This window comes from Streptomyces sp. NRRL B-1140 (assembly GCF_001280065.1).
In the GTDB taxonomy this organism is placed as follows: domain Bacteria; phylum Actinomycetota; class Actinomycetes; order Streptomycetales; family Streptomycetaceae; genus Streptomyces.
Genome location: NZ_LGEA01000036.1, coordinates 129405 through 155881 on the forward strand (window position 1 = coordinate 129405; position 26477 = coordinate 155881).

The 26477-nt window shown below is 71.0% G+C and carries 22 protein-coding genes; 4 read left to right on the forward strand and 18 right to left on the reverse strand.

Annotated features, from left to right (window positions below; translation table 11 throughout):
• Positions 1–198: 198 nt before the first annotated feature.
• The 10 genes from lepB (ADK65_RS05885) to proS form a co-directional block, all read right to left on the reverse strand.
• Entirely contained in the window at positions 199–1068 is an 870-nt protein-coding gene (lepB, locus tag ADK65_RS05885; RefSeq protein ID WP_078955827.1) for a signal peptidase I, read from the reverse strand.
• A complete protein-coding gene (lepB, locus tag ADK65_RS05890; RefSeq protein WP_053668734.1) occupies positions 956–2050 on the reverse strand; it encodes a signal peptidase I in 1095 nt (364 codons plus the stop codon). The genes lepB (ADK65_RS05885) and lepB (ADK65_RS05890) overlap by 113 nt, the downstream gene beginning before the upstream one ends.
• Positions 2043–2765 carry a signal peptidase I gene (lepB, locus tag ADK65_RS05895; protein ID WP_053668735.1) on the reverse strand — a complete coding sequence of 241 codons (723 nt, stop codon included), beginning with the start codon at positions 2763–2765 and terminating at the stop codon, positions 2043–2045. Before lepB (ADK65_RS05895) ends, lepB (ADK65_RS05890) begins: the two co-directional genes overlap by 8 nt.
• 45 nt (positions 2766–2810) lie before the next feature.
• Entirely contained in the window at positions 2811–3161 is a 351-nt protein-coding gene (gene rplS, locus ADK65_RS05900) for a 50S ribosomal protein L19 (RefSeq protein ID WP_053668736.1), read from the reverse strand.
• Between the two features lie 134 nt (positions 3162–3295).
• Positions 3296–4129, reverse strand: a complete 834-nt coding sequence (gene trmD / locus ADK65_RS05905) for a tRNA (guanosine(37)-N1)-methyltransferase TrmD (protein ID WP_053668737.1) — start codon at positions 4127–4129, stop codon at positions 3296–3298.
• Entirely contained in the window at positions 4129–4671 is a 543-nt protein-coding gene (rimM, locus tag ADK65_RS05910; protein WP_053668738.1) for a ribosome maturation factor RimM, read from the reverse strand. Before rimM ends, trmD begins: the two co-directional genes overlap by 1 nt.
• Before the next feature lie 84 nt (positions 4672–4755).
• Positions 4756–4995: an RNA-binding protein gene (locus tag ADK65_RS05915; protein WP_003973401.1), complete on the reverse strand. Its 240-nt coding sequence runs from the start codon at positions 4993–4995 to the stop codon at positions 4756–4758.
• A 2-nt stretch (positions 4996–4997) separates the two neighbouring features.
• On the reverse strand, positions 4998–5417 hold the full coding sequence (gene rpsP / locus ADK65_RS05920) for a 30S ribosomal protein S16 (RefSeq protein ID WP_053668739.1): 420 nt from the start codon (positions 5415–5417) through the stop codon (positions 4998–5000).
• A 294-nt stretch (positions 5418–5711) separates the two neighbouring features.
• Entirely contained in the window at positions 5712–6314 is a 603-nt protein-coding gene (locus tag ADK65_RS05925; RefSeq protein WP_053668740.1) for a hypothetical protein, read from the reverse strand.
• A 249-nt stretch (positions 6315–6563) separates the two neighbouring features.
• Positions 6564–7979, reverse strand: coding sequence for a proline--tRNA ligase (proS, locus tag ADK65_RS05930; RefSeq protein WP_053668741.1), 1416 nt, complete (start codon positions 7977–7979; stop codon positions 6564–6566).
• Positions 7980–8178: 199 nt separating this feature from the next.
• Here proS and ADK65_RS05935 point away from each other — a divergent pair, with 199 nt between their 5' ends.
• Together ADK65_RS05935 and ADK65_RS05940 are read left to right on the forward strand one after the other, a co-directional pair.
• Positions 8179–9033: a methyltransferase domain-containing protein gene (locus ADK65_RS05935; protein WP_053668742.1), complete on the forward strand. Its 855-nt coding sequence runs from the start codon at positions 8179–8181 to the stop codon at positions 9031–9033.
• Between the two features lie 135 nt (positions 9034–9168).
• A complete protein-coding gene (locus ADK65_RS05940; protein WP_053668743.1) occupies positions 9169–9771 on the forward strand; it encodes a hypothetical protein in 603 nt (200 codons plus the stop codon).
• Positions 9772–9849: 78 nt separating this feature from the next.
• Here the strand turns inward: ADK65_RS05940 and ffh are convergent, their stop codons facing one another.
• The 5 genes from ffh to ADK65_RS05965 all read right to left on the reverse strand — a co-directional run bounded on the left by ffh (position 9850) and on the right by ADK65_RS05965 (position 17477).
• Positions 9850–11400: a signal recognition particle protein gene (gene ffh / locus ADK65_RS05945; RefSeq protein WP_053668744.1), complete on the reverse strand. Its 1551-nt coding sequence runs from the start codon at positions 11398–11400 to the stop codon at positions 9850–9852.
• Between the two features lie 81 nt (positions 11401–11481).
• On the reverse strand, positions 11482–13929 hold the full coding sequence (locus ADK65_RS05950) for a [protein-PII] uridylyltransferase (protein WP_053668745.1): 2448 nt from the start codon (positions 13927–13929) through the stop codon (positions 11482–11484).
• 37 nt (positions 13930–13966) lie between these two features.
• A complete protein-coding gene (locus ADK65_RS05955) occupies positions 13967–14305 on the reverse strand; it encodes a P-II family nitrogen regulator (protein ID WP_003993253.1) in 339 nt (112 codons plus the stop codon).
• Positions 14302–15642, reverse strand: a complete 1341-nt coding sequence (locus ADK65_RS05960) for an ammonium transporter (RefSeq protein WP_053668746.1) — start codon at positions 15640–15642, stop codon at positions 14302–14304. The genes ADK65_RS05955 and ADK65_RS05960 overlap by 4 nt, the downstream gene beginning before the upstream one ends.
• Before the next feature lie 338 nt (positions 15643–15980).
• The gene (locus ADK65_RS05965) at positions 15981–17477 is read right to left on the reverse strand and encodes a hypothetical protein (protein ID WP_053668747.1); all 1497 of its coding nucleotides are present in this window, start codon (positions 17475–17477) and stop codon (positions 15981–15983) included.
• Positions 17478–17921: 444 nt separating this feature from the next.
• On the opposite strand from ADK65_RS05965, the gene ADK65_RS05970 reads away from it, so the two are divergent.
• On the forward strand, positions 17922–18584 hold the full coding sequence (locus ADK65_RS05970; RefSeq protein WP_053668748.1) for a bifunctional DNA primase/polymerase: 663 nt from the start codon (positions 17922–17924) through the stop codon (positions 18582–18584).
• Between the two features lie 132 nt (positions 18585–18716).
• Here ADK65_RS05970 and ftsY read toward each other — a convergent pair whose 3' ends face one another.
• Positions 18717–19916, reverse strand: a complete 1200-nt coding sequence (ftsY, locus tag ADK65_RS05975; RefSeq protein WP_053668749.1) for a signal recognition particle-docking protein FtsY — start codon at positions 19914–19916, stop codon at positions 18717–18719.
• Between the two features lie 151 nt (positions 19917–20067).
• Here ftsY and ADK65_RS05980 point away from each other — a divergent pair, with 151 nt between their 5' ends.
• Complete coding sequence (locus ADK65_RS05980) at positions 20068–21039, forward strand: LLM class flavin-dependent oxidoreductase (protein ID WP_053668750.1); 972 nt, start codon at positions 20068–20070, stop codon at positions 21037–21039.
• Positions 21040–21147: 108 nt separating this feature from the next.
• Here the strand turns inward: ADK65_RS05980 and ADK65_RS05985 are convergent, their stop codons facing one another.
• Both ADK65_RS05985 and smc read right to left on the reverse strand, forming a co-directional pair.
• Positions 21148–22566 (reverse strand): sugar porter family MFS transporter, encoded by a 1419-nt coding sequence (locus ADK65_RS05985; protein ID WP_053668751.1) that lies wholly within the window; start codon positions 22564–22566, stop codon positions 21148–21150.
• A 223-nt stretch (positions 22567–22789) separates the two neighbouring features.
• Positions 22790–26368: a chromosome segregation protein SMC gene (gene smc, locus ADK65_RS05990; RefSeq protein ID WP_053668752.1), complete on the reverse strand. Its 3579-nt coding sequence runs from the start codon at positions 26366–26368 to the stop codon at positions 22790–22792.
• Positions 26369–26477 lie beyond the last annotated feature (109 nt).

Sequence of the window (26477 nt, forward strand, 5' to 3'; positions counted from 1 at the left end):
ACCCGGGGGTACGGGCCGGGGTCAGCCCGCTCATGGGGTCGAATGCCGAACGGGGAAACCGCGCCGGTCTTCCTGACCGGCCGGTCCTCCCGGGTAGCGCCACGTCCACGAGGGGCGTCGAAGGGGGGAATCAGGCCGCGCCGCAGCCGCAGGCACCGAAGTAGCCGCCCCACCGACGCGACCCCACCGGCCGGACACTCAGGGGTTCAGCCCGGCCTGGTCGAACGTGTCGGGCACGGGCAGCGTGCCCCAGCGGTTGATCGGCCAGGCCTTCACGATGGCGCGTCCGACGACGTCCTTGACCGGGACCATGCCGTGGTACTTCTCGCCCTGGTTGTAGCGCGAGTCACGCGAGTTCTGCCGGTGGTCTCCCATGACCCAGATGTAGCCCTTCGGGACCTTGACCTTGAACTGGCCGCCCTGGTCGTCGACGCTGCACGGCGTGTTGCCCGGGTAGACGTACGGCTCGTTCAGCGCCTTGCCGTTGACCTTCAGCGGACCGGTCTTGTTGCACTCGACCGTATCTCCGCCGACCCCGATCACCCGCTTGATCAGGTCTTTCTCTTCCACCGACGGCATCAGGCCGATCCAGCTGAGGAACGTCTGCATCGCGTTGGGGTCGGGCGTGGGCTCACCCCTGAGCCAGTTGCCCGGGTCGTGGAAGACGACCACCTCGCCGCGTTCGGGCTCGGAGCCGAACCACGGGGTCAGTTTGTCGACCAGGACCCGGTCGCCCTGCTGGAGGGTGTTCTGCATCGAGTCGGAAGGGATCGAGAACGCCTGCACGAGGAACGTCTTGATCAGCAGCGCCAGCACCAGGGCGATGCCGATCAGGATGGGCAGTTCCTTCCAGAAGGAACGCGGCTTCTTCGGCGTCTTCGCCGTGCCGCCCGGTCCCTGGCTCTCGGCTGTCGTGTGCTCGCCCGTCACCCTGCCGTCCTCGGCCGCCCCGGAGTCATTCCCGGGGGTCACGGCGCTGTCCGCGGCAGGGACGGTGGATTCCGCGGGGCGTCCGCGGTGCTCCTCGCCGTCGTGTCCGGACCGTGCGCCAACCGCCACATCCCCCACGCCAACTCCTCACTCTGTGCCGCCGCCTGCCCCATACACGGCGCAGGCCCACCACTCCCATAACGAGCGGGAGTTCCGCAGGGGTCGGGAGCTGGATCGTTCCGTTCGGATCGTAGGAGGCAACCCTATGCGACAGTTCGGGAGCAGCGGTCGACCCGGTGGCCGAGTCGGACACGGTGGCGTACGTATTCGGCTCGTCCAGCATGTTCCAGTGCCCGAGGGGCCAGGCGATGACCATGGCGCGGCCCACCACCTCGTCGAGGGAGACCGTGCCCCCGTAGCCGGTGTCCTGGTGTGCGCGGGAGTCCGCCGAGTTGTTCCGGTGGTCGCCCATCACCCACAGCCGTCCTTGGGGGACCGTGATGTCGAACGGCGTGTCGGAGGGGGCGGCGCCGGGGTACAGGTAGTCCTCGTTCAGCGGGACGCCGTTGACGGTCACCCGCCCCTGGGTGTCGCAGCACTTGACGCGGTCGCCGCCGACGCCGACGACCCGCTTGATGAGGTCCTTCTCGTTCTCGGACGGCAGCAGGCCGATGAAGGTGAGCCCTTCCTTGACCTGCTTGACGACGATGGGGTCGTCCTTCTTCGGGGTGGTCTGCTCGTCCTGGAGCCAGCCGCCGGGGTCCTTGAAGACCACGACGTCCCCGCGCTGCGGCTCCGAACCGAACCACGGGGTGAGCTTGTCGACCAGGACGCGGTCGCCGATCCGGATCGTCTGCTCCATGGAGCCGGACGGGATCACGAAGGCCTGGACGAGGAACGTCTTCAGCACGAGCGCTATCAGGACCGCCACGCCCACGAGGAGCGGTATCTCCTTCACGGCGCCGCGCCTGCGGCGCCGCTTGACCTTGCGCTGGAGCTTGCGGCGCTCGGCCCGCGTCCGGCCGCTGCCGGACGGTCCGGCGGCGCGCCGGGCGCCGGTGGGCAGCAGGTTCTCCGCGGGGCCCGCAGGGACGCCGCGCGGTTTGCCGCGGTTACCCATGGGCGCCCGCCCTGCCGGCGTCGGGCACGCGCGCGTAGGCGTCGGGCCGGTGCAGCCGGGTGGCGTGAGCGGACGGCCAGATGATCCAGTCGGCCCGGCCGATCACGTCGCCGACGGGGATCATGCCGCCGCCGGGCGAGCCGAGGTGGTCGCGGGAGTCGCTGGAGTCGCTGCGGTGGTCGCCGAGGACGAACAGGGTGCCGCCGGGGACGACGACGTCGAAGGGCACCGCGGACGGACTGTCGCCGGGATGCAGGAAGCCCGACTCGTCGACCGGCCGGCCGTTCACCTGGATCCTCCCCTCCCCGTCGCAGCAGACCACATGGTCTCCCCCCACACCGACAACGCGTTTGATGTAGTCCGCGTGCCCGAAGTACCCGGTCCCGTCGAACACGACGATGTCTCCCCGCTGCGGCACGGCACCGAAACGGTATGCCAACTTATTTACGAGAACCCGGTCTCCGATCCTCAATCCGGGTTCCATGGATCCGCTGGGGATCTGGAACGGCCGCAGCACGAACGTGCTGAGCAGCAGGAGGAACACCAGGCAGAGGAGCAGGGTGAGGGTGATCCGGCCGCCCGGGACCCAGGAGCCGACACGCGCCGGCAACGCGAAACGCGACCGGTCCTCCGGCCCTGCGGGTTCCGAGGTCGTCTCGGAGCCGGAAGGGCGGGAGGAGCGGTCGCGCTCCGTGGGCTGTGCTTCGGTGTCCATCGGAGCCAGATGGTATCCGGCCCCGACGCGAACCCCGGAGAGCGCTCAGCTCTCGCGCTTCTCCTTGATCTTCGCGGCCTTGCCGCGCAGCTCGCGCAGGTAGTACAGCTTGGCGCGGCGGACGTCACCCTTGGTGACGAGCTCGATCTTCTCCACGATCGGGGTGTGCACCGGGAAGGTGCGCTCGACGCCGACGGAGAAGGAGACCTTGCGGACCGTGAAGGTCTCGCGCACGCCGGCGCCCTGGCGACGGATGACAACGCCCTTGAACTGCTGCACACGGGAGCGGTTGCCCTCGATGACGCGGACGTGGACGTTGACGGTGTCGCCCGGACGGAAGGCGGGGACGTCGCTGCGCAGCGACGCGGAGTCGACGGTGTCGAGCAGGTGAGACATTTCGTCTGCTTTCCTCGCTGATGCCACAGGTCATCAACGGAAACTAGGTTTCGGGGTCAGATGTGTGCGGGTCGGGGCGGACGTCGTCTCCCCCTGTGGCAGGGGCGCACGCCGGACGGACGCACAACAGCTGGCTATTCTTCCACGCCGTCGGTCCTGCGCCAAAATCGGCCGTACGGCTCCCCCGCCGGGTCGGGCGACCAGCCCAGGATGGAGAGCATCTCCCGGTCCTTCTTGTCGAAGGCCTTGGGGTCGCACCGCTCGATGAGGTCGGGCCGGTGGGCGGTGGTGCGCTTGAGGGCCTCGTCGCGGCGCCAGCGGGCGATCTTCCCGTGGTGGCCGCTGAGCAGCACGTCGGGGATGTCCCGGCCGCGCCACTCGGGGGGCTTGGTGTAGACGGGGCCTTCGAGCAGGTTCGCCATGGCGCCCGGTGCGAAGGAGTCGTCCCGGTGGGACTCGGCGTTGCCCAGGACGCCGGGCAGCAGCCGCGCCACGGCCTCCGTGACGACGAGGACGGCCGCCTCGCCGCCGGCCAGGACGTAGTCCCCGATGGACACCTCGTACACCGGTATCCGGGTCGCGTACTCGTCGACGACGCGGCGGTCGATGCCCTCGTAGCGGGCCGGGGTGAAGATCAGCCAAGGGCGCTCGGAGAGGTGGACGGCGAGTTCCTGGGTGAAGGGCCGGCCGCTGGGCGTGGGCACGATGAGGGCGGGCGCCCGGGAGCCCGTCTCGTAACCGTCGGCGAGGACGGAGTCCAGTGCGTCACCCCACGGCTCGGTCTTCATGACCATGCCCGGGCCGCCGCCGTAGGGGGTGTCGTCGACCGTGTTGTGACGGTCGTAGGTCCAGGAACGCAGGTCGTGGACGTGTACGTCGAGCTGTCCGCGCGCGCGTGCCTTGCCCACGAGGGAGACGTTCAGCGGTTCCAGGTACTCGGGGAAGATCGTGACGACGTCGAGGCGCATCAGGACTCGTCCCGGCTGGACGCGATCTCGGCGCGGTCGTCGATCAGGCCCGGCGGCGGGGTGATGACGGCCTTCTGCTCCTCGATGTCGATCTCGGCGACGATCTCCTCGACGAAGGGGATCATCACCTCGCTGCCGTCGGGACGCTCCACGATGAACAGGTCCTGGGTGGGCAGGTGCGAGATCTCCGTGATCCGGCCGACCTCGGTGCCGTCCGCGGTGACCACGTCGAGGTCGATGAGCTGATGATCGTAGTACTCGTCCTCGCCCTCGGGCAGTTCCTCCGGGTCGATCTCGGCGATCAGGAGGGTGTTGCGCAGTGCTTCGGCGGCGGTGCGGTCGCTGACGCCCTCGAAGCGCAGCAGGAGACGGCCGCTGTGGACGCGGCCCGTCTCGATGGTGAGCGGTCCCGCGGACGCGGGGTCGGTGGTGAGTACGGCACCGGGGCCGAGCCTCAGCTCGGGCTCGTCGGTCCGTACCTCGACGGTGACCTCACCCTTGATTCCATGGGCACGGCCGATCCGTGCGACTACCAGCTGCACGTGTCCATTCTCCTGTCATACGACTGCGGGCCGGGGACGGCCCAGTGGCCCTCCCCGGCCCGAGCCGGTGCTGCTGCGAAAGCGTCAGCGGACGTGGTCCACGTCGACGAGGTCGACACGGACGCCCCGGCCGCCGATGGCGCCCACGACGGTACGCAGGGCGCGCGCGGTGCGGCCGTTGCGGCCGATCACCTTGCCGAGGTCGTCCGGGTGGACCCGGACCTCGAGCACGCGACCGCGACGCAGGTTGCGCGAGGCGACCTGCACATCGTCAGGGTTGTCGACGATGCCCTTCACGAGGTGCTCGAGAGCCTCCTCGAGCATGCTCAGGCCTCGGTCGAAGCGGACTCGGCGGCCGCCTCGTCCTTCTTCTCAGCCTTCTTCTTCTGGGTGATCGCCTCACCCTTGCCCTCGTCGTCGCCGCCGATGGCCTCGAACGACGGGCGCGCGGCCTTCTCCGGCTGCGTGAGCAGCGGAGCCGGGGCGGGCTCGCCCTTGAACTTCTGCCAGTCGCCGGTCTTCTTGAGGATGGCCATCACGGGCTCGGTCGGCTGCGCGCCGACACCCAGCCAGTACGCGACGCGGTCCGCGTCGACCTCGATGACCGACGGGTTGTACGTCGGGTGGTACTTGCCGATCTCCTCGATCGCACGACCGTCACGGCGGGTGCGGGAGTCGGCGACGACGATGCGGTAGTGAGGCGAACGGATCTTGCCCAGACGCTTCAGCTTGATCTTGACTGCCACGGGAGTGGGTTCTCCTGGATTTGACGTGGTTGGGCACGGCGAGAAATGCCGCGTGGGGTTGCGGTACCCGAGTGCCCGATGGACGCGTCAGCCGGAGGAGAGAGGGGTCCTGTGCGACTGTCGAGTACAGCTAGCCATTGTGCCACACGCGGCGAGTCGCTCCGGGCCGGGGCCCTGATCCGCTGAGCGGGCACGCCGAAGACGCACCCGGCGTGAGAGGTGAGCACGTCGGGTGCGCCGGCGGCCCGAGCCCTGCGCCCTCGACCGGCAGCCACGAGATGCCGGTGCCGGGCGTCAGCTCGCTACGGCTCCCACGATGTCCGGGATCCGGAACGGCTTCCCGCAACCACCGCAGACGATCGGGGCCTGGGCCAGGACGGACGGGACGACCCGGACGTTGCGGCCGCAGTCGCAGACCGCCTTGACGCGTACACCGCCGCCCGAGGAGCCGTGCCGGGCGGCCGGGCCCCGGAAGGTGCGGGACGTGTCGGAGGAGGTCGCGGCGGTGTGGGCCTTCAGGGCGCGCTGGAGGCGCTCCATCGTCGGGCGGTAACGGCGCTTCGCCTCGGGGGTGAGCGTGACCAGGGAGAAGCCGCTGCTGGGATGCGGTTCCTCGGGGTGGTCCAGGCCCATCTCCTCGGCGATCGCGAGGAATCTGCGGTTGTGGTAGCGGCCGGCACGGGAGGTGTCGCGGACGCCGCGCGAGGCGGCGATGCCATGGACTGCCTCATGGAGCAGTCGCTCGAAGGAGAGCTCGTGACCGCACGCGGACGACGACTCCCCGATCAGGGACTCTGGCGCGGCAAGGTCGGGCAGCTCGGGGTGGTACCGCTGAATGTCGGCCCACGCCTGTGCCAGCTCTGCGGCGAGAACAGGTGGTGTCTGTGTCGTGCTCACGTAATGACAACGAGCCGGGGTGCCCCAGTGTTCCGATTCCGGGCCATCCCAAATAATTTGCACGTACCCGTCAGTTGCCTCTGATGCGTCCCGACGAGGGCGGGTGCGCCGATCTGTGGAGAAGCCTCACAGCTCACCACAAGGTGGTGCGTAGTCCCGCGTACGCCCCGGCACGTAAGACACGTCCGCGCGCCGGGGCGACAGAGGTCTGTGAATCCGCAAGGGGCGTTTCGGCCGCTTGCGCCTCACTCAGTAAGCGCGTGCGACGACCGCGACGTTACCGGGTGCGTCGTCGGCATCCGGCACCGACCCGTCCTCGGCGACCAGACACCGTACGGTCACCGCCTGATCGGCCAGCCGGGCCTCGCCCTCGGGGCCGAGCGCGGCCCATGGAATGCGCGCCCAGCCTCCCGTCGTGGCGGCCTCGACGGCCTCCGCCGGGGTCGAGACCTCGGTCGTGCGGGACTCGCGGCGCTCGCGGGACTGCCGGAGCAGCAGCGCCTGGTCCTCTTCGAGGATCCTCGGGAGCAGTCCGGCGAGGCCGTCCGGCGACACCGGCTCCTTGCCGCCGGGGATGCGGCGGGCCAGCATCGCGGTGCCGTTCTCCAGGTCGCGCGGGCCGATCTCGATCCGGACCGGCACGCCCTTGAGCTCCCAGTCGACCGCGCGACGGCCGAAGGGGATGTCGGTGCGGTCGTCGACGTGGACGCGGACACCGGCCGCCTTCAGCCGGTCGCCGACCTCGCGGACCTTGGCCAGAACCGCCTCGTCACCCTTGATCGCGAGCACGACGGCCTGGATCTGCGCCAGCCGCGGCGGGACGCGCAGGCCGTCGTCGTCGCCGTGCACCATCACCAGAGCGCCGATCATGCGGGTGGTGGAGCCCCAGGAGGTCTGCCAGACCAGTTCCCGCCGGCCGCCCTTCGAGAGGTAGCCGGTGTCGAAGGCCTTCGCGAAGTTCTGGCCGAGTTCGTGGCTCGTGGCCATCTGCAGGGCCTTGCCGTCGCCCATCATGCCTTCGAGGGTGAGGGTGTTGATCGCGCCCGCGAACCGTTCCCTGACGGTCTTGCGGCCCGGGACGACGTCCATCGCGAGGACGTTCAGCATGAAGTCCTCGTAGACCCGCCGGTGGATGTGCGCGGCGAAGTCACGCGCCTCCTCGTACGTGGCGTGCGCGGTGTGGCCCTCCTGCCAGAGGAACTCGGAGGTCCGCAGGAACAGGCGGGGGCGCAGTTCCCAGCGCACGACGTTGGCCCACTGGTTGATGAGCAGCGGCAGATCGCGGTAGCTCTGCACCCACTTCGAGAAGTACTCGTTGACGATCATCTCGGAGGTGGGCCGGACCACGGCCGGCTCTTCCAGCTCCTTGCCGCCGCCGTGGGTGACGACGGCCAGCTCGGGCGCGAAGCCCTCGACGTGGTCGGCCTCCCGGGCGAGATACGACTCGGGGATCAGCAGGGGGAAGTACGCGTTCTGGGTGCCCGTCTCCTTGATGCGGGCGTCCATCTCCGCCTGCATCCGCTCCCACAGCCCGTACCCGTACGGCCGGATGACCATGGTGCCGCGCACCGGACCGTTGTCGGCGAGCTCCGCCTTGGTGATCAAGTCCTGGTACCAGCGCGGGAAATCGTCCGCCCGGGGAGTGAGAACAGGTGCCTTCGCCATGGCGGGATGCTACGGGCCCGGATTGCCGGCATGTGAAATCTCGCCACCGGCACATGACATCTCGCATGCCCTGCCGCATTCCACTGGACGACGCGTCGAGGGGGGAGTTTCCTGGCATACGGGGGTAGTGCGAGCGCACTGTCACGGGGGCCATGGAATCGGGCAAGAGGCAACTCTCGGCGGATTGGGGCGCTTACTTATGACACCTACGCTCGTGCGGCAGCACCTGCCTCACGCGGGGGCCGCACCCCGCGTGGACCTGCGTGCACGCGCGCGTGACTGGTCCGAGATCCAGGAGCGGATGCTCGTACCGCTCTACGAGGCCGTCTACGAGCGACTGGACGTGGGTCCCGCGACACGGCTGCTCGGCCTCGGCTGTGGTTCCGGGCTCTCCCTGCTGATGGCCACCGCCCGGGGAGCGGCGGTCACCGGTGTCGACGCTTCCCCCGAAAGAATGACCCTGGCTCGGGAGCGGCTGCTCTCCGAGGCGTCGGGCACGCGCACGCGTCCACAGACCCGGCTGGTCGACGGCTCGCCCCGGGACACCGCGGAACCGGGCGCTCCCGGCTACACCCTGGTGACCGCCTTCGAGCCGATCGGGTGCCTGGCGGGCGACTCGGAAGGGCTGGCCGGACTCCTCGCGGAGGCGACGCCGCTCGCCCGGAGGGGTGCGGCCGTGGTGCTGGCGGGCTGGGGCCCGCCGGAGCGCTGCGCCACGGCGTCCGTGATGCGGGTGGCCACGAAGCTCGCCGAGCCGCTGCGCACCCCGGGCAACTGGCGCCCCGCCTGCCGTGACGACCTGGAGGACGTCGCCCACCGGGCCGGGCTCAGGCCGGACGGGTCGGGGCGGGTGGCCTGCCCGTTCGGCTACGCCGACGTGGAGAGCGCGGTACGGGGCCTGAAATCGACGGGTCTGTTCGACGCGGCGATGACGGCGACGGACCAGGTGCAGGTCGACAAGGAGCTGACCGAGGCCCTCCATCCGCACCGGAGGCAGGACGGGACGGTGTGGATGCCGAACGTGTTCCGCTATCTCATCGCGCGGACACCCTGACGAATCGTGCTCGATGCAGGTGTGAATGGTGTGAAGAAAACACCAAGGGAAGCTTTTGGTTCCACCAAGTGGATCATGAACGCTTAATGTGATCCACCGCTCGGTGAACCATCACATCTGCATACAGGAGCTGCTGTGCCGCACCACCAGACCGCGCTGCGCCTCGTCGCGCCCGTCGCCGTCCTCGCCCTGACGCTCACCGGCTGCGGGGGCGGCGACGACACGGCCGACGCGAAGAGCACGGGCACCGCCCAGGCCAAGGCCTCGCCGTCGCCGGAGCCCGCCTCCGGCGGCGAGATGGGCGCCGGCGAGAGCGCCACGGGCAAGGTCGCGGAGGACCCTGGCGCGGTCACCTACGAGGTCCTGGCGCAGAAGGTCGAGGTGGGCACCGAGGCGGAGGCGGCGAAGGCCGTCTCCGAGCCGGACAAGGTCAAGGGCAAGGTGCTGGCCGTCGCGTACGTGAAGTACACGCACAAGAGCGGGCCCGCCCTCACCGATGGCTCGGACGTGCACGACGGCACCACGGTCTTCGCCGACGGGCAGCGTGGCTCGGTCCTCATCGGCGCGTCCGAGGACGCCGCGGGCTGCGAGGACCCGTACGACGTCGAGAGCTGGAAGCAAGGCGAGAGCCATGTCTTCTGCGAGACGTACGTGGTCCCGGCGAACGCCGAGAGCGTCGAGGTCCACTGGTCCGAGGAGGACGGCGAGCCGTACGTCTGGAAGTTCCCGAACGGCTGACCGGCGAAGCACCGGCACACCACTGAGGGCGCCCCTTCCCGAAGGAGGGGGCGCCCTCAGTGCCGTTCGGACGGGGCTTCAGCCCATGAACTTCTTGAACTCGTCGGGCAGTTCGAAGTCCTTGCCGCCCTGCTGCGGCAGCCCGAAGGCGCTGCCGCCCTCGGCCGCGGCGGCCCGGCGGGCGGCCTCCTCCTGCTCCTGCTGCTTGCGCTTCATCGGGTTGCCGGAGCGCTGCTTGCCCTTGGCCTGCTTCTGCTTCTTCTTCGTCCGGCCGGGGCCACCGCCCATGCCGGGCATCCCCGGCATCCCGGGCATGCCGCCGCCCTGGGCCATGCGGGACATCATCTTGCGGGCCTCGAAGAACCGCTCGACGAGGTTCTTCACCGCGCTGACCTCGACGCCGGAGCCCCTGGCGATACGGGCACGGCGCGAGCCGTTGATGATCGTCGGCTCCTGGCGCTCGGCCGGGGTCATCGACTTGATGATGGCGGCCGTGCGGTCGACGTCCCGCTCGTCGAGGTTGGCGATCTGGTCCTTCATCTGGCCCATGCCCGGCAGCATGCCGAGCAGCTTGGAGATGGAGCCCATCTTGCGGACCTGCTCCATCTGGGCCAGGAAGTCGTCCAGGGTGAAGTCCTGGCCCTTCTTGGACGCCAGCTTGGAGGCCATCTTCTCGGCCTCTTCCTGGCTGAACGTCTTCTCCGCCTGCTCGATCAGGGTGAGCAGGTCACCCATGTCGAGGATGCGGGAGGCCATCCGGTCAGGGTGGAAGGCGTCGAAGTCGTCGAGCTTCTCGCCGTTGGAGGCGAACATGATCGGCTTGCCGGTGATCTGCCGGATCGACAGGGCCGCACCACCGCGCGCGTCACCGTCGAGCTTGGAGAGCACCACGCCGTCGAAGCCGACGCCGTCACGGAAGGCCTCGGCGGTGTTGACGGCGTCCTGGCCGATCATCGCGTCGACGACGAACAGGATCTCGTCCGGGGAGACGGCGTCGCGGATGTCCGCGGCCTGCTGCATCATCTCCTGGTCGATGCCCAGACGGCCGGCGGTGTCCACGATCACGATGTCGTGGACCTTGGACTTGGCGTGCTCGATGGAGTCCTTGGCGACCTTGACCGGGTCACCGACGCCGTTGCCCGGCTCGGGGGCGTAGACGCTGACGCCCGCGCGGTCGGCGACGACGCTCAGCTGGTTCACGGCGTTGGGGCGCTGGAGGTCACAGGCGACCAGCAGCGGCGAGTGACCCTGCTCCTTCAGCCAGCGGCCGAGCTTGCCCGCGAGGGTGGTCTTACCGGCACCCTGCAGACCCGCCAGCATGATCACGGTGGGCGGCTGCTTGGCGAAGCGCAGGCGCCGGGTCTCGCCGCCGAGGATCGTGACCAGTTCCTCGTTGACGATCTTGAGGACCTGCTGGGCCGGGTTCAGCGCCTTGCTGACCTCGGCGCCGAGGGCGCGCTCCTTGACGTTCTTGATGAACGCCCGGACGACGGGCAGCGCCACGTCCGCCTCGAGCAGCGCGATCCGGATCTCGCGCGCCGTGGCGTCGATGTCCGCCTCGGAGAGCCGTCCCTTGCCGCGCAGGTTCTTGAAGGTCGCTGAGAGGCGATCGGAAAGAGTATCGAACACGGCGCTCGCGGTCCTCGGGGTCGGTGGCTACAGGGAATCGCCCTCCAGGGTATCCCGGCGCGACAAGTCGCCGGGTCGGCCTCACCCCCGCAGTGTCTCCTCCAGCTTCCGCGCCACGGCCGCCGCCTCGTCCCCGGGCAGCGGCGCGCCTTCCGGGCCGGTCACGTAGAAGGCGTCGACCGCGTTGGCGCCGAGTGTCGAGACGTGGGCGCTGCGCACCCGCACGTTCGCGTCCTCCAGGGCGCGGCCGATGCGGAACAGCAGCCCCGGGGCGTCCTGGGAGCGGACCTCGATGACCGTGGCGAGCCGGGAGGCGGCCGGGTGGACCGACACCCGGGCCGCGGGGGCGACCACGCCCCGGCGGCGCGGGTAGGCCGCGTCCCGTTCGGCGAGGCGGCCGGCGATGTCCAAGGAGCCGTCCAGGGCCCGGACGAGGTCCGAGCGCAGCCGGGCGGCCTGCGGCAGCGAGCCGTACTCGGCGGCGACGCGCCAGTCCAGCAGCAGGACGGAACCGTCCACGCCGTCCGGGAGGTGCAGGGAGCGCAGCTCGGCGGTGCGGACGGTCAGCCGGTGCACGGCGAGGACGCCGGCCACCGCGGGCAGCACCCCGGGCTGGTCGGGTACGGCGATGAGCAGCTCCACGCCGAGGGGCTCGGGGTCGCCGGACGGCTCCTGACCGGCGGGCGGCTCGGTCTGGGCCCGCAGCGAGAGCACCGGGCTGCCGGTCGCCGCGGCCTCCAGGGCGAGCCGCTCCTGCTCGGCGGTCGGCGCGGCCTCCTCGGGGTCGTCCGGGGCGTCCCCGGCGAGCACCGCCGAGACCCGTTTGACCAGGTCGGCGACGAGTGAGCCGCGCCAGGACGACCAGGCGGCCGGGCCGGTGGCGAGGGCGTCGGCCTCGGTGAGCGCGTGCAGCAGCTCCAGGGTGCCCTCGGAACCGACGGCCTCCGCGACGGAGCGCACGGTGGCCGGGTCCTCCAGGTCGCGCCGGGTGGCGGTGTCGATGAGCGTGAGGTGGTGCCGTACCAGGGTGGCGATCACGTTCACGTCGTGGCGGTCGAAGCCGATCCGGGTGGCCACGTCCTTGGCGATGATCTCGCCCGCCACCGAGTGGTCGCCGGGCCAGCCCTTGCCGATGTCGTGCAGCAGCGCGGCGACCAGCAGCAGGTCGGGGCGGCTGACCCGGCGGGTGAACTCGGAGGCGCGCACCGCGGTCTCGATGAGGTGCCGGTCGACGGTCCACAGGTGCACGGCGTTGCGCTGCGGGCGGCAGCGGACCCGCTCCCAGTCCGGCAGCAGCCGGGTGATCAGCCCCTCGGCCTCCAGCGCCTCCCAGACCTCGATGGTGGGACGCCCGGAGCCGAGCAGGGTGACGAGCTGTTCACGGGCCTCGGCGGGCCAGGGCGTGGGCAGCGGGCGCACGGTGGCCGCCAGGCGCCGTACGGCGTGCAGCGAGAGGGGAAGGCCGGCCTGCGCGGCGGCGGCCGCGGCGCGCAGCGGCAGTACGGGGTCGCGTTCGGGGCGCGCGGCGCGGGCGAGCACCACCTCGCCGTCCTGCTCGACCACGCCCTCGGCCAGCGGGGACCGCTCGGCGGTCGGTTTCCCGCCACCGAGCATGGCGCGCAGCCGGGGCCTCACAGCGCGCGACCGCAGGACGCGCCCCACCTCGCGCCAGGTGACGTCACTGGCGTACGAGATGACACGGGCCGCCTCGTACACCTGCCGCAGCAGGGTGTCCGCGTCGAGCAGGCCCAGCTCGGCGGCCACCTGGTCCTGCTCCTGGAGGGCGAGCCGGTCGGTGGCGCGCCCGGTGGCCAGGTGCAGGGCGTCCCGGACGTCCAGGAGCCGGCGCCGGGCGTCGGCGAGGCCCTCGCGGGGCGCGTCGGCGAGCCAGGAGGCGGCGACGGCGCGCAGCGCGGTGGCATCGCGCAGTCCGCCGCGGGCCTCCTTCAGATCGGGTTCCAGCAGGTACTGCAGCTCGCCCTGGCGCTCGGCGCGTTCGGCACACAGTTCCTGCAGTTCGGGGAGGCGCTTGGGGGCCTGGTTGCGCCAGTCGGCCAGGACGGCCGTGCGCAGCGATGAGGTGAGGCCGAGGTCGCCGGCGATGTGCCGGGCGTCCAGCAGTCCGAGCTGCACCTTGAGGTCCTCACCGGCGGTCTTGCGGGCCTCGGCGGGGGTGCGGACGGAGTGGTCGAGGTCCAGGCCCAGGTCCCAGACGGGGTACCAGAGCCGGTCGGCCAGGGTGGCGACCGCCTTGGTGTCGCTGCCGTCGTGCAGCAGGAGCAGGTCGAGGTCGCTGCGCGGGGACAGCTCGCCGCGCCCGTAGCCGCCGACGGCGACGAGCGAGGCCCCGCGCAGCCCCTCGGCGCCCGCCGAGAACAGACCGGTGAGCCAGTCGTCCGTGAGTTCGGCCAGGGCCGCACGGCGCGGCGGCCCGGACCGCGTCTCCTCGGTGAGGAGACGCAGCCGGGCCGCCGCGTAGCCGCTGGGTCCCGAGTCCTCTGCTTCCTTCTGCACGTCCGTACCCGTCACCCAGCGACTCCTGTTCCGTTGCCTGCCTCGAGGGTCTTCAGAGCGCGTCGGGACCGCGCTCGCCGGTCCGGACCCGTACGGCCGTGTCGACCGGGATAGACCAGACCTTGCCGTCACCGATCTTGCCGGTGCGGGCCGCCTTGACCACGACGTCGATCAGCTGCTCGGCGTCGTCGTCCTCGACCAGGACCTCGATGCGGATCTTGGGGACCAGGTCGACCGTGTACTCGGCGCCCCGGTAGACCTCGGTGTGGCCCCGCTGACGACCGTAGCCGCTGGCCTCGGTGACCGTCAGGCCGTGTACGCCGAAGGCCTGCAGGGCTTCCTTGATCTCGTCGAGCCGGTGCGGCTTCACGACGGCGGTGATGAGCTTCATGCGTCCACCTTCTTGCTCGCGGCTGCGGCGACGGGGGCCGTGACGGCCGTCTTGGCGGCGCCGCCACCGGCGCCGCTGAAGTCGTATGCGGTCTCGGCGTGCTCGGCCTGGTCGATGCCGGCCACCTCTTCGTCCTCGGTGACCCGCATGCCCATGGTCTTGTCCAGGATGAAGGCGAGGATCGCGGAGACGATCAGGGAGTAGGCGAGGACCGCGAAGACACCGGCGCACTGCTTCCAGAACTGGGTCAGGCCGCCGCCGTAGAAGAGGCCCTCGGCCGTGGACTGGCCCTTGCCGCTGGCGAAGAAGCCGATCAGCAGGGAGCCGATGACACCGCCGACCAGGTGGACACCGACGACGTCCAGGGAGTCGTCGTAGCCGAACCGGTACTTCAGGCCGACGGCCATGGCGCACAGCACACCGGCGATGGCGCCGACCGCGATCGCGCCGAGCGGGGTGACCGCGCCACCGGACGGGGTGATGGCGACCAGGCCCGCGACCGCGCCGGAGGCGGCGCCCAGCGTGGTGAACGCGCCGTGGCGGATCTTCTCGTAGATCAGCCAGGCCAGCATGGCGGCGGCGGTGGCGATCTGCGTGTTGACGAACATCAGCGCGCCGACGCCGTCGTCGTTGCCGAGCCAGGAGCCGGCGTTGAAGCCGAACCAGCCGAACCACAGCAGACCGGCGCCGAGCATGACCAGCGGCAGGCTGTGAGGGCGCATCGGGTCCTTCTTGAAGCCGACGCGCTTGCCGATGACGAGGATCACGCCGAGTGCCGCGGCACCCGCGTTGATGTGGACCGCCGTACCACCGGCGAAGTCGATGACGCCCAGCTCGAAGGCCCAGCCGCCGGTGCCCCAGACCCAGTGCGCGACCGGGAAGTAGACGACCGTGGCCCACAGGGCGATGAACAGCGCCCACGCGCTGAACTTCACACGGTCCGCGAGGGCACCGCTGATCAGGGCGGGGGTGATGATCGCGAACATCAGCTGGAAGACCATGAACACGAACACCGGGATGGTGTAGCCGGGCCACAGCTCCGTCAGGCCGATCTTGTCGAGGCCGAGCCAGTCGGAGTTCCAGCCGATGAGGCTTCCGGAGTCGGTGCCGAACGCCATGGAGAAGCCGTACAGCACCCACAGGATGGTGACGATCCCGAGGCTGATGAAGCTCATCATCAGCATGTTCAGGGTGCTCTTGACGCGGACCATGCCTCCGTAGAAGAAGGCCAGGCCCGGCGTCATGAGCATCACCAGGGCGGAACAGATGAGCATGAACCCTGTGTTCGCGGCAGACAGCTTGGGCGCCTCTGCGGCAAGGGTGATGGCTGGTGCCATCGGCGTCTCCTCGTCATTGGTACGGCCCCGTGCGGGCGAAGCCTCGAGCGGAATGAGGGGTGGGCCGGTTATGCGCCACGAGATTGACGCAGCGCGGTTTCGGTCGGAGCCCCTCGTTGTTTCGCGACCGTGACGAAGGCGCGTTCTGTGTTACGCGTCGATGAACTGCCGGATGGCGGGCGAGCCGATCGTTATCGTGGCGCAACCTTCGGCTTTCAGGCAGCCGTGGGCGCACAGGCCGGCCGCGGCAGGCCTTCCGATGACCTGGCATGGGGGAGCCGAGTCGGGCAGTTCGGGAGGGCCGGCCGCGGCCGGGGTTCAGGAGGTCGGACGGCTTCTCAGACCGCCTCGGCGGTCTCGGGCAGTTCCGCCGCGAGCCGCTCGGTGAGGTCGACGACCTCGCCGAGGTCGCCGAATTCGCGGGCGGCGGTGTCGACCGTCTTCCGGATCCGGGTGTTGACGCGCTCGGAGCGGACCTTCTTGGCGACCTGCATGGCCTCCGTGGCGAAGACCGTGCTCCGCTCGGGCTCACGCTGGAGGAGGTGCACCGTGGCCATGCCGATCAGGTTCAGTGCGTACGAGCGCTGGTGCTCGCCGTCCTCGGCGAAGAGCTTCACGGCCCGGCTCATCAGGGGCTCGGCCAGCGAGGCGTACGTGGGACTGCGGCCGGCGACGTAGGCGAGGTCGCGGTAGGAGTGGGAGTTCTCGCCGTGCAGTTCGGCCTCGGAGAAGAAGCGGATCCAGTCGGGGTCGGGCTCGTCCCACTCGTCGGCCTCGGAGAAGGTGTCCTCGGCCATCCGCACCGCCCGCTTGCACTTGCCGGGCTGGCCCATGTTGGCGTAGGCGCGGGCCTCCATCGCATACAGCATCGACTGAGTGCGCGGGCCGGCGCAGTCGCGGCTGCCGTACTGCGCGAGGTGGATCAGCTCCAGCGCGTCGTCGGGCCGGCCGAGGTGGATCATCTGGCGGCTCATGCTGGACAGCACGTACGAGCCGAGCGGCCGGTCACCGGCCTCCTTGGCGGCGTGCAGCGCGAGGACGAAGTACTTCTGCGCGGTCGGCTGGAGCCCGATGTCGTACGACATCCAGCCGGCCAGCTCGGCGAGCTCGGCGGCGACCTTGAACAGGCGCCGGGTGGTCGACTCCGGCTGGGGCTCCTGAAGGAGGTCCGTCACCTCGTGCAACTGTCCGACGACCGCCTTGCGGCGCAGGCCACCGCCGCACTGGGCGTCCCACTGGCGGAACATCACCGTCGTGGACTCCAGGAGGTCCAGCTCCGGCTTGGAGAGCCGGCCGCGGGCGCGCCCGGAGCCGCCCGCGGACCCGGGCTCGGAACGCGGGGCCGGGGGTGAGGGGACGAGCCAGCGCTGCATGGGCTCGATGAGGGCCGGGCCCGCGGAGAGGGCCAGCGAGCTCCCGAGGAAGCCGCGCCGCGCCAGCATCAGGTCGCTGCGCGAGAACTCGCTGAGCAGAGCCACGGTCTGCGGGCCCGTCCAGGGCAGGTCGACGCCGGTCGCGGAGGGCGACTGGCGCGCGGTGCGCAGGCCCAGGTCCTCGACGGAGACGACGACGCCGAAGCGTTCGGAGAACAGCTCGGACAGGATCCTGGGGATCGGCTCGCGGGGGTTCTCTCCGTCGAGCCAGCGGCGCACCCGCGAGGTGTCCGTGGAGATGTGGTTGGCGCCCAATTGCCGTGCCCGGCGGTTGACCTGGCGGGCGAGCTCGCCCTTGGACCAGCCGCTGCGCACGAACCACGAGGTGAGCAGCTCGTTGGGGCGCTTGTCAGTGTGCGTCGCGCTCGCAGCGTTCGTTCCGCTTCCGCCGTTGCCGCTCACTGGAACGCCCCCATCCCTGAGACCACTTGTCGCCGAGTGCGCCAAGCCCCATCAGCATGCCGGTTCGTACGGCCGTCCGTCCGCCCCTTGTCACCCTTCGAACGGAATGACGACTTGCCTCCGGCATACCCACGAGCGGATGTACCCCCAGGGCTCGTGCACACACAGTAATCCTACGATCACCCGTCCAACCACGGCTCATGCGGAAACGCCACCATTCGCCACCCCTTCGAATGAACTCATGTACGCCTGGGCGCGATTCACTTGACACAGCACTCCCAGGAGTGGGTGCAGCGATGCACTCGGGGGCGCGTGTCACCGAACACGCCACCCCGAGCGCATCCGGGCGCCGAGTGGGCGGGCCGCCACCGGGAAGGCGGAAACAGAGAGTCACGCACCGCGTCCGCTGCGTAACCACCGGGCGCCGGACCCGTTGGAGGGGGCATGGGCTTCACGATCGGCAGCAACCGTGGCATGCGCGACATCCGGTCCGGCTCACGCCGCCGCCGCGCGTCGGACTGCACGGCCGTGGCCGAGTACACCGGACTGTGGGGCTGGGACGTGGTGCCGGGCGCCCGGGCCTCGGCCGGTACCTGCTCCTGCGGTTGCGGCGACTGCCCCGAGCCGGGCGCCCATCCGCTCGACTTCGCGCCGGTTCTCGCGGCCGGGGCGACGCTGGACGTCGTGACACGGACGTGGGGCGAGTTCCCCGGCGCCTCGGTGATGCTGCCGGTCGGCGGGGCGTTCGACGTCATCGAGGTGGCCGAGCCCGCCGGCTGCCGCGCGCTGGCCCGGCTGGAGCGCATGGGCCTGCCCGTCGGCCCGGTAGCGGCGACCCCGGACGGTCGTGCGCACTTCTTCGTCGCCCCCGGCGCCGCCGCCGATCTGCCCGGGCTGCTCTACCGCATGGGCTGGGACGACCCGGACTCCCTCGACCTGCGCGGCCTCGGCCCGGGCGCGTACATCACGGCACCGCCCTCCGACCGCGGCGGCCTGGGCCCCGTGCGCTGGCTGCGCTCCCCCGCCCTCGACTCGGCGTCCCGGCCGCCGGAGGCCCGTCTGATGCTGGGCACGCTGGCGTACGTGGCCCACCGGTCGCGGGCCTAGCCCGCCACGACACAGGCCCGCACGGCGAACGGACACGCACGGCGAAGCGCCCGGCCCCGACCGGATCCCGGGGGCGGGCGCTTCGCCGTGCACGTACGACTTTCGTAGGTGAATCCTCGGTGGGTGCCGAGCTCACTCTCCGATAAGGGCGTCAACGAACGCCTCCGGCTCGAACGGCGCCAGGTCGTCCGCGCCCTCGCCGAGCCCGACGAGCTTGACCGGGACGCCCAGCTCGCGCTGGACCGCGACCACGATGCCGCCCTTGGCCGTGCCGTCGAGCTTGGTGAGCACGATGCCGGTGATGTCGACGACCTCGGAGAAGACGCGGGCCTGGACCAGGCCGTTCTGACCGGTGGTGGCGTCCAGGACGAGCAGCACTTCGTCGACGGGGGCCTGCTTCTCCACGACCCGCTTGACCTTGCCGAGCTCGTCCATGAGTCCGGTCTTGGTGTGCAGGCGGCCGGCGGTGTCGATGAGCACGACGTTCGCACCCATCTCCTTGCCCTCCTTGACCGCGTCGAAGGCCACGGAGGCCGGGTCGCCGCCCTCCGGCCCGCGCACGGTGTGGGCGCCGACGCGCTCGCCCCAGGTCTGGAGCTGGTCGGCGGCCGCGGCACGGAAGGTGTCGGCGGCGCCGAGCACGACGCTCTGGCCGTCGGCCACCAGGACGCGGGCGAGCTTGCCGGTGGTGGTGGTCTTGCCGGTGCCGTTGACGCCGACGACCATGACGATGCCCGGCTTGCGGTCCTCCGGCTCGGTCTTGACCGCACGGTCCAGGTCGCGGCCGACCAGCGTGACCAGTTCCTCGCGGAGCAGCGTGCGCAGTTCCTCGGGTGTGCGGGTGCCGAGCACCTTCACACGCTCGCGCAGCCGCTCGACCAGCTCCTGGGTGGGCTGCACGCCGACGTCCGCGGTGAGCAGCGTGTCCTCGATCTCCTCCCAGGTGTCCTCGTCGAGGTGCTCACGCGACAGCAGGGTGAGCAGCCCCTTGCCGAGGGCGTTCTGCGAGCGGGAGAGCCGGGTCCGCAGCCGGACCAGGCGGCCGGCGGTGGGCTCCGGGATCTCGATCTGGGGAGCTTCGGCGGGCGGCTCCTCGACTACGACCGGAGCCGAGCCGTCCGGGAGATCCACCTCCTCGATGGTGCGCCGCGGTTCCTCCCGCGGCGTCTCGGCCTCGTCGCCGACGTGCGGCTCGGCCGGTGGGGCGGTGATGTCGGGCGCTGCGGGCGGGGGCGGGGGCAGCTGCTTCTTGCGCCGGCTGCCGACGATGAGCCCGCCGAGCGCGCCGAGCACGACCACGGCGATGACTACAGCAAGGATGACGATGTCCATAACGGGTCCAGTATCAGTCATGGGCCCGCGGGTCACCCCGCGCGCACCGCCCCACCGGGCCGGGCGCCGCCGGATCTGCGCACCCCTGGATGTCTGACGCATCGTCAGCTAACGTCCCCCGGACACCCGCCCGGCGGAGGGAGACGCCCCCATGCCCGTCACGGTCGCACGCTTCAATCTCGTCGCCCCCGGGGCGACGCCCGCCGAGCTCGGTGCCCGCTACCGGGCGGCCCTGGAGATGGCCGCGTACGCCGACGACCGGGGTGTGAGCACCGTGCAGACGGAGGAACACCACGGGGCGGACAACAACTGGCTGCCGTCGCCGTTCGCCTTCGCGGGGGCGGTCTTCGGCGCGACCCGGCGTGTCGCGGTGACCGTCTCGGCGGTCATCGGCCCGCTGCACGACCCGCTGCGGCTGGCCGAGGAGATCGCCGTGCTGGACCTGCTGAGCGACGGCCGGCTGGTGACGGTCGCCGGGATCGGATACCGGCCCGAGGAGTACGAGCAGTTCGGCGTGGACTTCGCCCGGCGCGGGAAACTCCAGGACGAGCTGCTGGAGACGCTGCTGGCGGCGTGGACGGGCGAGCCCTTCTCCTACCGGGGTCGCACGGTCCGTGTCACCCCGCGCCCTTGCACCGAACCGCACCCGCTGCTCCTGGTCGGCGGCTCGTCCCGGGCGGCCGCCCGCCGCGCCGCCCGGCTCGGGCTGCCGTTCTTCCCGAGCGCGCACCTGCCGGAGCTGGAGGCGTACTACAAGGAGCGGCTGGTCGAGTACGGCACCGAGGGCTGGGTGATGATGCCCGCCGCCGAGACGCCCCTGCTGCACGTGGCGGAGGATCCGGACCGGGCCTGGGCGCGGTACGGCCGGCACTTCCTGCACGAGGCCCGGACGTACGCCTCCTGGCAGCCGGGCGGGATGCGCTCGGCGGTGAAGTCGGCCGCGGCGACGGTCGGGGAGCTGCGCGCGGAGGGCGTGTACCGGATCCTCACCCCGCAGGCGTGCGCGGCGCTGGGGCTGGAGTCCTATGTCCTGCATCCGCTGGCGGGCGGGATGCCGGTGGAGGAGGGGTGGCGCAGCCTGCAGCTGTTCTGCGAGGAGGTGCTGCCCCGGCTGGCCGGGTGAGACGACGGACCGCCGCCCCGGCTCGGGCAGTGGCCGAACCGGGGCGGCGGCGGGTCACGGGGAGAGGGGCAGCGGGGACTTGGCCCTTCTCCCCGAGTCTCGGGAGGACTAGCCCATCTCCTCCAGGGCCTTGCCCTTGGTCTCATTGACGAACTTCAGGACGAACGGGATCGAGAGCGCGGCGAAGACGGTGTAGATCACGTAGGTCGCGGAGAGGTTCCAGTCGGCCAGCGACGGGAAGCTCGCGGTGATGGCCCAGTTGGCGATCCACTGCGCGGCGGCGGCCACACCCAGGGCGGCGGCGCGGATCCGGTTCGGGAACATCTCGCCGAGCATGACCCAGACGACCACGCCCCAGGACAGGGCGAAGAAGAGGACGAAGACGTGCGCGGCGATCAGGGCGATCCAGCCCTGCGTGGCCGGCAGCTTGCCGTCGACGAGGTGGTGGGAGAACGCCCAGGCCTCCAGCGCCAGACCGACGACCATGCCGACCGAGCCGATGATCGCGAGCGGCCGGCGGCCGATGCGGTCGACGAAGATCATCGCGATGACGGTGCCGACGATGTTGATGATCGACGTGGTGAAGGAGTAGAAGAACGAGTCCGCGGGGTCGACGCCGACCGACTGCCACAGCGTCGCCGAGTAGTAGAACGCGACGTTGATGCCGACGAACTGCTGGAAGACCGACAGGCCGATGCCGATCCAGACGATCGGCTTGAAGAAGAAGCCGCCACCGAGCAGGTCCTTGAAGCTCGACTTGTGCTCGCTCTTCATGGCGCCCTCGATCTCGGCGACACGGGCGTTCAGGTCGACGTCCTTGCCCTCGACCTCAGTGAGGATCTCCCGGGCGCGCTCGTGCTTGCCGACGGAGATGAGGAAGCGCGGGGACTCGGGGATGGCGAAGGAGAGCAGGCCGTAGAGGACGGCCGGGACGACCATGACGCCGAGCATGACCTGCCAGGCCTCCAGGCCCATCAGCTTGCCGCGCTGGTCACCGTCGGCGGCGTTCAGCAGACCCCAGTTGACCAGCTGCGACACGGCGATGCCGATGACGATGGCGGCCTGCTGGAAGGAGCCGAGCCGGCCGCGGTAGGCGGGCGGGGCGACCTCGGCGATGTAGGCCGGGCCGATCACGGAGGCCATGCCGATGGCGAAGCCGCCGACGACCCGCCAGAAGGCGAGGTCCCACAGCGCGAAGGGCAGCGCGGAGCCGACGGCGCTGACGGTGAAGAGCGCCGCGGCGATCTGCATGCACCGGATGCGGCCGATGCGGTCGGCTATGCGGCCGGCGGTGGCGGCGCCAACGGCGCAGCCGATGAGGGCGATGGCGATGACCTGGGCGAGGGCCGCGGATCCGACGTCGTAGCGGTCACGGATGGCCTCGACGGCGCCGTTGATCACGGAGCTGTCGTAGCCGAAGAGGAAACCGCCCATCGCGGCCGCCGCCGCGATGAAGATGACGTGCCCGAGATGATCGGGGTGAGCCGTCCTGGCTCCTGACTTGGGTGCCTGCGCTGTGCTGGTCACGTGTACTCCTCGGGCCACCGGCAACGCTGCCGGAGGGGATCAGCCCTTCGAGGTGCCACCTGAAGGTACCTGAAGGTAAAAGGAACGTTGCCGAGACTATGCCTTCAAGTTTCGAAGTCAATAGGTCAGGACCTGAGAATCTGAGGCAGGGATGTGTCGGCTGTGTGTTCAAGTGTTGAAGCCACAGGATCACGCAGGTGAGACCGATGTAGGTGACACCTATTCAGCGGAGGCGCTGGCTGATGACCTTCGACACACCGTCGCCCTGCATGGAGACGCCGTAGAGCGCGTCGGCGACCTCCATGGTGCGCTTCTGGTGGGTGATCACGATCAGCTGGGAGGCTTCCTGGAGCTCCTGCATGATCCGGATGAGCCGCTGGAGGTTGGTGTCGTCGAGGGCGGCCTCGACCTCGTCCATGACGTAGAACGGGCTGGGCCGCGCCTTGAAGATCGACACGAGCATCGCCACCGCGGTCAGCGACCGCTCGCCGCCCGAGAGCAGCGACAGCCTCTTGACCTTCTTGCCCGGCGGACGCGCCTCGACGTCCACGCCCGTGGTGAGCATGTTGTCGGGGTCGGTCAGGATCAGCCGCCCCTCACCACCGGGGAACAGCCGGCTGAAGACGCCCTCGAACTCCCGGGCTGTGTCGCGGTAGGCCTCCGTGAAGACCTGCTCGACGCGCTCGTCGACCTCCTTCACCACCTGCAGGAGGTCCGCCCGCGTCTTCTTCAGGTCCTCGAGCTGCTCACTGAGGAACTGGTGGCGTTCCTCCAGCGCGGCGAACTCCTCCAGGGCGAGCGGGTTCACCTTGCCGAGCTGCTGGTAGGCACGCTCGGCGGCCTTGAGGCGCTTCTCCTGCTCGGCCCGGAGATACGGCCTGGGCCGGTTGCGCGGGTGCTCCGGGTCCTCCGGCAGCTCCTCGCCCTCGGCGGGGGGCGAGGGCGGCACGAGCTGGTGCGGTCCGTACTCCGCCACCAGTCCGGCCGGTTCGACACCCAGCTCCTCCAGCGCCTTGGTCTCCAGCTGCTCGATGCGCAGCCGCTTCTCGGCGCCGAGTACCTCGCCACGGTGGACCGAATCCGTCAACTTGTCGAGCTCGCCCTTGAGATCACGCCCCTCGGTGCGGGCGCCGGCCAGTTCCTGCTCGCGGCGGGCCTTGGCGGCCTCGGCGGCGGTGCGCTCCTCGTCGGCGCGGGCCAGGGAGACCTCGACGTGGGCGAGCAGCTGCCGGGCACCGGCGCCGACGGCCTCGGCGACGGCCGCCTCGTGCCGCAGCCGGGCCCGCCGCTGCTCGGCACGCGCGCGTGCCTCGCGTTCCGCGCGGGCGGCCCGGTCCAGGGAGTCGGCCCGTCCGGCCAGCGCTTTGACCCGTTCCTCGTGCGTACGGGCCTGGAGCCGGGCCTCCATCTCGGTCTGGCGCGCGTTGGCACCGTCGGCGGCGAGCCGGTCCCGTGCGGAGGTGTCGGGCTCCTCCTCGATCGGCATCTCCTCGGCGACGGCGAGCCGCTCGGCGAGTTCCTCGACCTCCTGGAGCGCCTTGTCCAGGGCCTCCTGCGCTCGGGCCGCCGCTGCGGCGGACCGCTCGGCCTCGCCCGCCGCGCCTCGCGCCTGTCCGGCGAGACGGCCGAGCTGCTGGGCGACGCCCGACTTCTCGCGGTCGGCCGCCCGGCGCCGCTCCCCCAGTTCCTCGACCAGGGCGGCTGCTTCCTTGCGCCGCCCTACGGCTGCCTGCTGGGCCTCGGTCAGCTCCTGGCAGCGGACGGCGAGCTCTTCCAGCTCGGCGGCGGCCTCGTCGACGGAGGCCTGGACTTCGAGGAGGCTGGGGGCGCCCGCGGAGCCACCGTGGGCGAAGTGGGCGCCCAGGAGGTCGCCTTCGGCGGTCACCGCGGTGAGGTCGGGGTGGCTGTATACGAGGTCTTCGGCGTCTTCGAGGGTGCTGACGACGACGATGCCGTGGAGCAGGCGGCGGACTGCCGGCATGAGGTCGGTGGGGCCGCGGACCAGGTCGGCGGCGTAGGGGTGTCGTACGTCTGCCGGTTGGTCGTGGCCGGTCGCGCAGTTCCCCGCGCCCCTAGGGAGATGGTCCCCGGCCAGGAGCAGGGTGGCCCGGCCTCCGTCCTGCTTGCGCAGCATGCGGATGGCCTCGGCCGCCGCGGACGGGGACGTCACGGCCAGGGCGTCGGCGGCGGCCCCGAACGCCGCCGCCAGAGCGACCTCGTGGCCGGGGGTCACCGTCAGGAGCTCCGCCGCCGGGCCGAGCAGGCCGGAGAGGCGGTCCTTGGCCGCGAGCAGTATCCCGGTGCCGTCCTTGCGCCGCAGGCCGAGTGCCAGCGCCTCGTGGCGGGCCTGGGTGGCGGCGCGTTTCCGCTCCGCCGCCGTGGCCTCCTCGCGGGCCGCCGAGAGGGCGGCCTCGGCCTCGGCCAGCTGCCGCTTCGCCGTCTCGTGCTGCTCGGAGAGCTCCGCGTCACCGGCGTCGAGACCGTCGACCTCGGATTTGAGTGCCTCGTACTCCTCCTGGGCGGCGACGGCGCGTTCCTGGGCCTCGTCGCGGGCGGCGGCCAGGCGTTCGATCTCGGCCTGGGCGGAGGCCGCGCGGGAGCGGGCGGCGTTGACCTGGCCGCTGAGGCGGGCCAGGCCCTCACGCCGGTCGGCGATGGCCCGGGCGGCGTCCTTCAGGCGCCGTTCCTCCTCGGTGAGCGACCGCTCCAGCTCGGCGCGGTGGGCGACCGTGTCCTCCAGGGCGCGTTCGGCCGCCTCCAGGGCCGCCTCCAGCTCGGCCTCCTGCTCACGGATCCGGGCGGCCTCGCGCTCCATGTCCTCCGGGTCGCGGCCGCGGCGCTCCTCGGGTGGCGTCGAGGTGGCGCTCTTCACGCGGGCGTCGGCCAGTGAGATCGTGCCCCGCACCCGCTCGGCGAGCTGGGAGAGCTCGTACCAGGTCTGCTGGGCGCGCTGGAGGCGCGGCGCGAGACGGCGGACCTCGTCCTCCAGGAGGGCCTCACGCTGGAGCGCCGTGCGCAGCTCCTGCTCGGCGGACTCCTTTCGCTCCTTCAGCGCGGCCTCGTCGGCGATCTCGGCCTTGAGTGCTTCCCGGAGCCGCACGAGGTCGTCGGCGAGCAGGCGCAGGCGGGCGTCGCGCAGGTCGGCCTGGATGACGGCGGCTCTGCGGGCGACGGCGGCCTGGCGGCCGAGCGGCTTGAGCTGGCGCCGGAGCTCGTCGGTGAGGTCCTGCACGCGTGCGAGGTTGGCCTGCATCGCGTCCAGCTTGCGCAGCGCCTTCTCCTTGCGCTTGCGGTGCTTGAGGACGCCCGCGGCCTCCTCGATGAAGGCGCGGCGGCCCATGGGGTCGGCGTGCAGCACGGAGTCGAGCTGGCCCTGCCCGACGATCACGTGCATCTCGCGGCCGATGCCGGAGTCGGAGAGGAGGTCCTGGATGTCGAGGAGGCGGCAGGTGTCGCCGTTGATCTGGTACTCGCTGCCGCCGTTGCGGAACATGATCCGCGTGATGGTGACCTCGGCGTACTCGATGGGCAGGGCCCCGTCGGAGTTGTCGATGGTCAGGGACACCTCGGCGCGGCCCAGCGGGGGGCGGCCGGTGGTGCCGGCGAAGATGACGTCCTCCATCTTGCCGCCGCGCAGCGACTTGGCGCCCTGCTCGCCCATGACCCAGCTGAGGGCGTCGACGACGTTGGACTTGCCCGAGCCGTTCGGTCCGACGACGCACGTGATCCCCGGCTCGAACCGAAGGGTGGTCGCCGAGGCGAACGACTTGAACCCGCGGAGGGTCAGGGCCTTGAGGTGCACGCCGCCGGACTCTACCGCCCGGGTGTGTCTCACTCCATGAACCCGCGGTTTCGCCGCTGAACGCTCAGGGCACATCAGACGTTAAAGACGGTGAAAGGATGCGGGGGCA

Coding starts and splice junctions, on each gene's coding strand:
- lepB (WP_053668734.1), bottom strand. CDS start 2,050: ATGGGTAACCGCGGCAAACCGCGCGGCGTCCCTGCGGGCCCCGCGGAG.
- lepB (WP_053668735.1), bottom strand. CDS start 2,765: ATGGACACCGAAGCACAGCCCACGGAGCGCGACCGCTCCTCCCGCCCT.
- rplS (WP_053668736.1), bottom strand. CDS start 3,161: ATGTCTCACCTGCTCGACACCGTCGACTCCGCGTCGCTGCGCAGCGAC.
- trmD (WP_053668737.1), bottom strand. CDS start 4,129: ATGCGCCTCGACGTCGTCACGATCTTCCCCGAGTACCTGGAACCGCTG.
- ADK65_RS05915 (WP_003973401.1), bottom strand. CDS start 4,995: ATGCTCGAGGAGGCTCTCGAGCACCTCGTGAAGGGCATCGTCGACAAC.
- proS (WP_053668741.1), bottom strand. CDS start 7,979: ATGGCGAAGGCACCTGTTCTCACTCCCCGGGCGGACGATTTCCCGCGC.
- ADK65_RS05935 (WP_053668742.1), top strand. CDS start 8,179: ATGACACCTACGCTCGTGCGGCAGCACCTGCCTCACGCGGGGGCCGCA.
- ADK65_RS05955 (WP_003993253.1), bottom strand. CDS start 14,305: ATGAAGCTCATCACCGCCGTCGTGAAGCCGCACCGGCTCGACGAGATC.
- ADK65_RS05960 (WP_053668746.1), bottom strand. CDS start 15,642: ATGGCACCAGCCATCACCCTTGCCGCAGAGGCGCCCAAGCTGTCTGCC.
- ADK65_RS05970 (WP_053668748.1), top strand. CDS start 17,922: ATGGGCTTCACGATCGGCAGCAACCGTGGCATGCGCGACATCCGGTCC.
- ftsY (WP_053668749.1), bottom strand. CDS start 19,916: ATGGACATCGTCATCCTTGCTGTAGTCATCGCCGTGGTCGTGCTCGGC.
- ADK65_RS05980 (WP_053668750.1), top strand. CDS start 20,068: ATGCCCGTCACGGTCGCACGCTTCAATCTCGTCGCCCCCGGGGCGACG.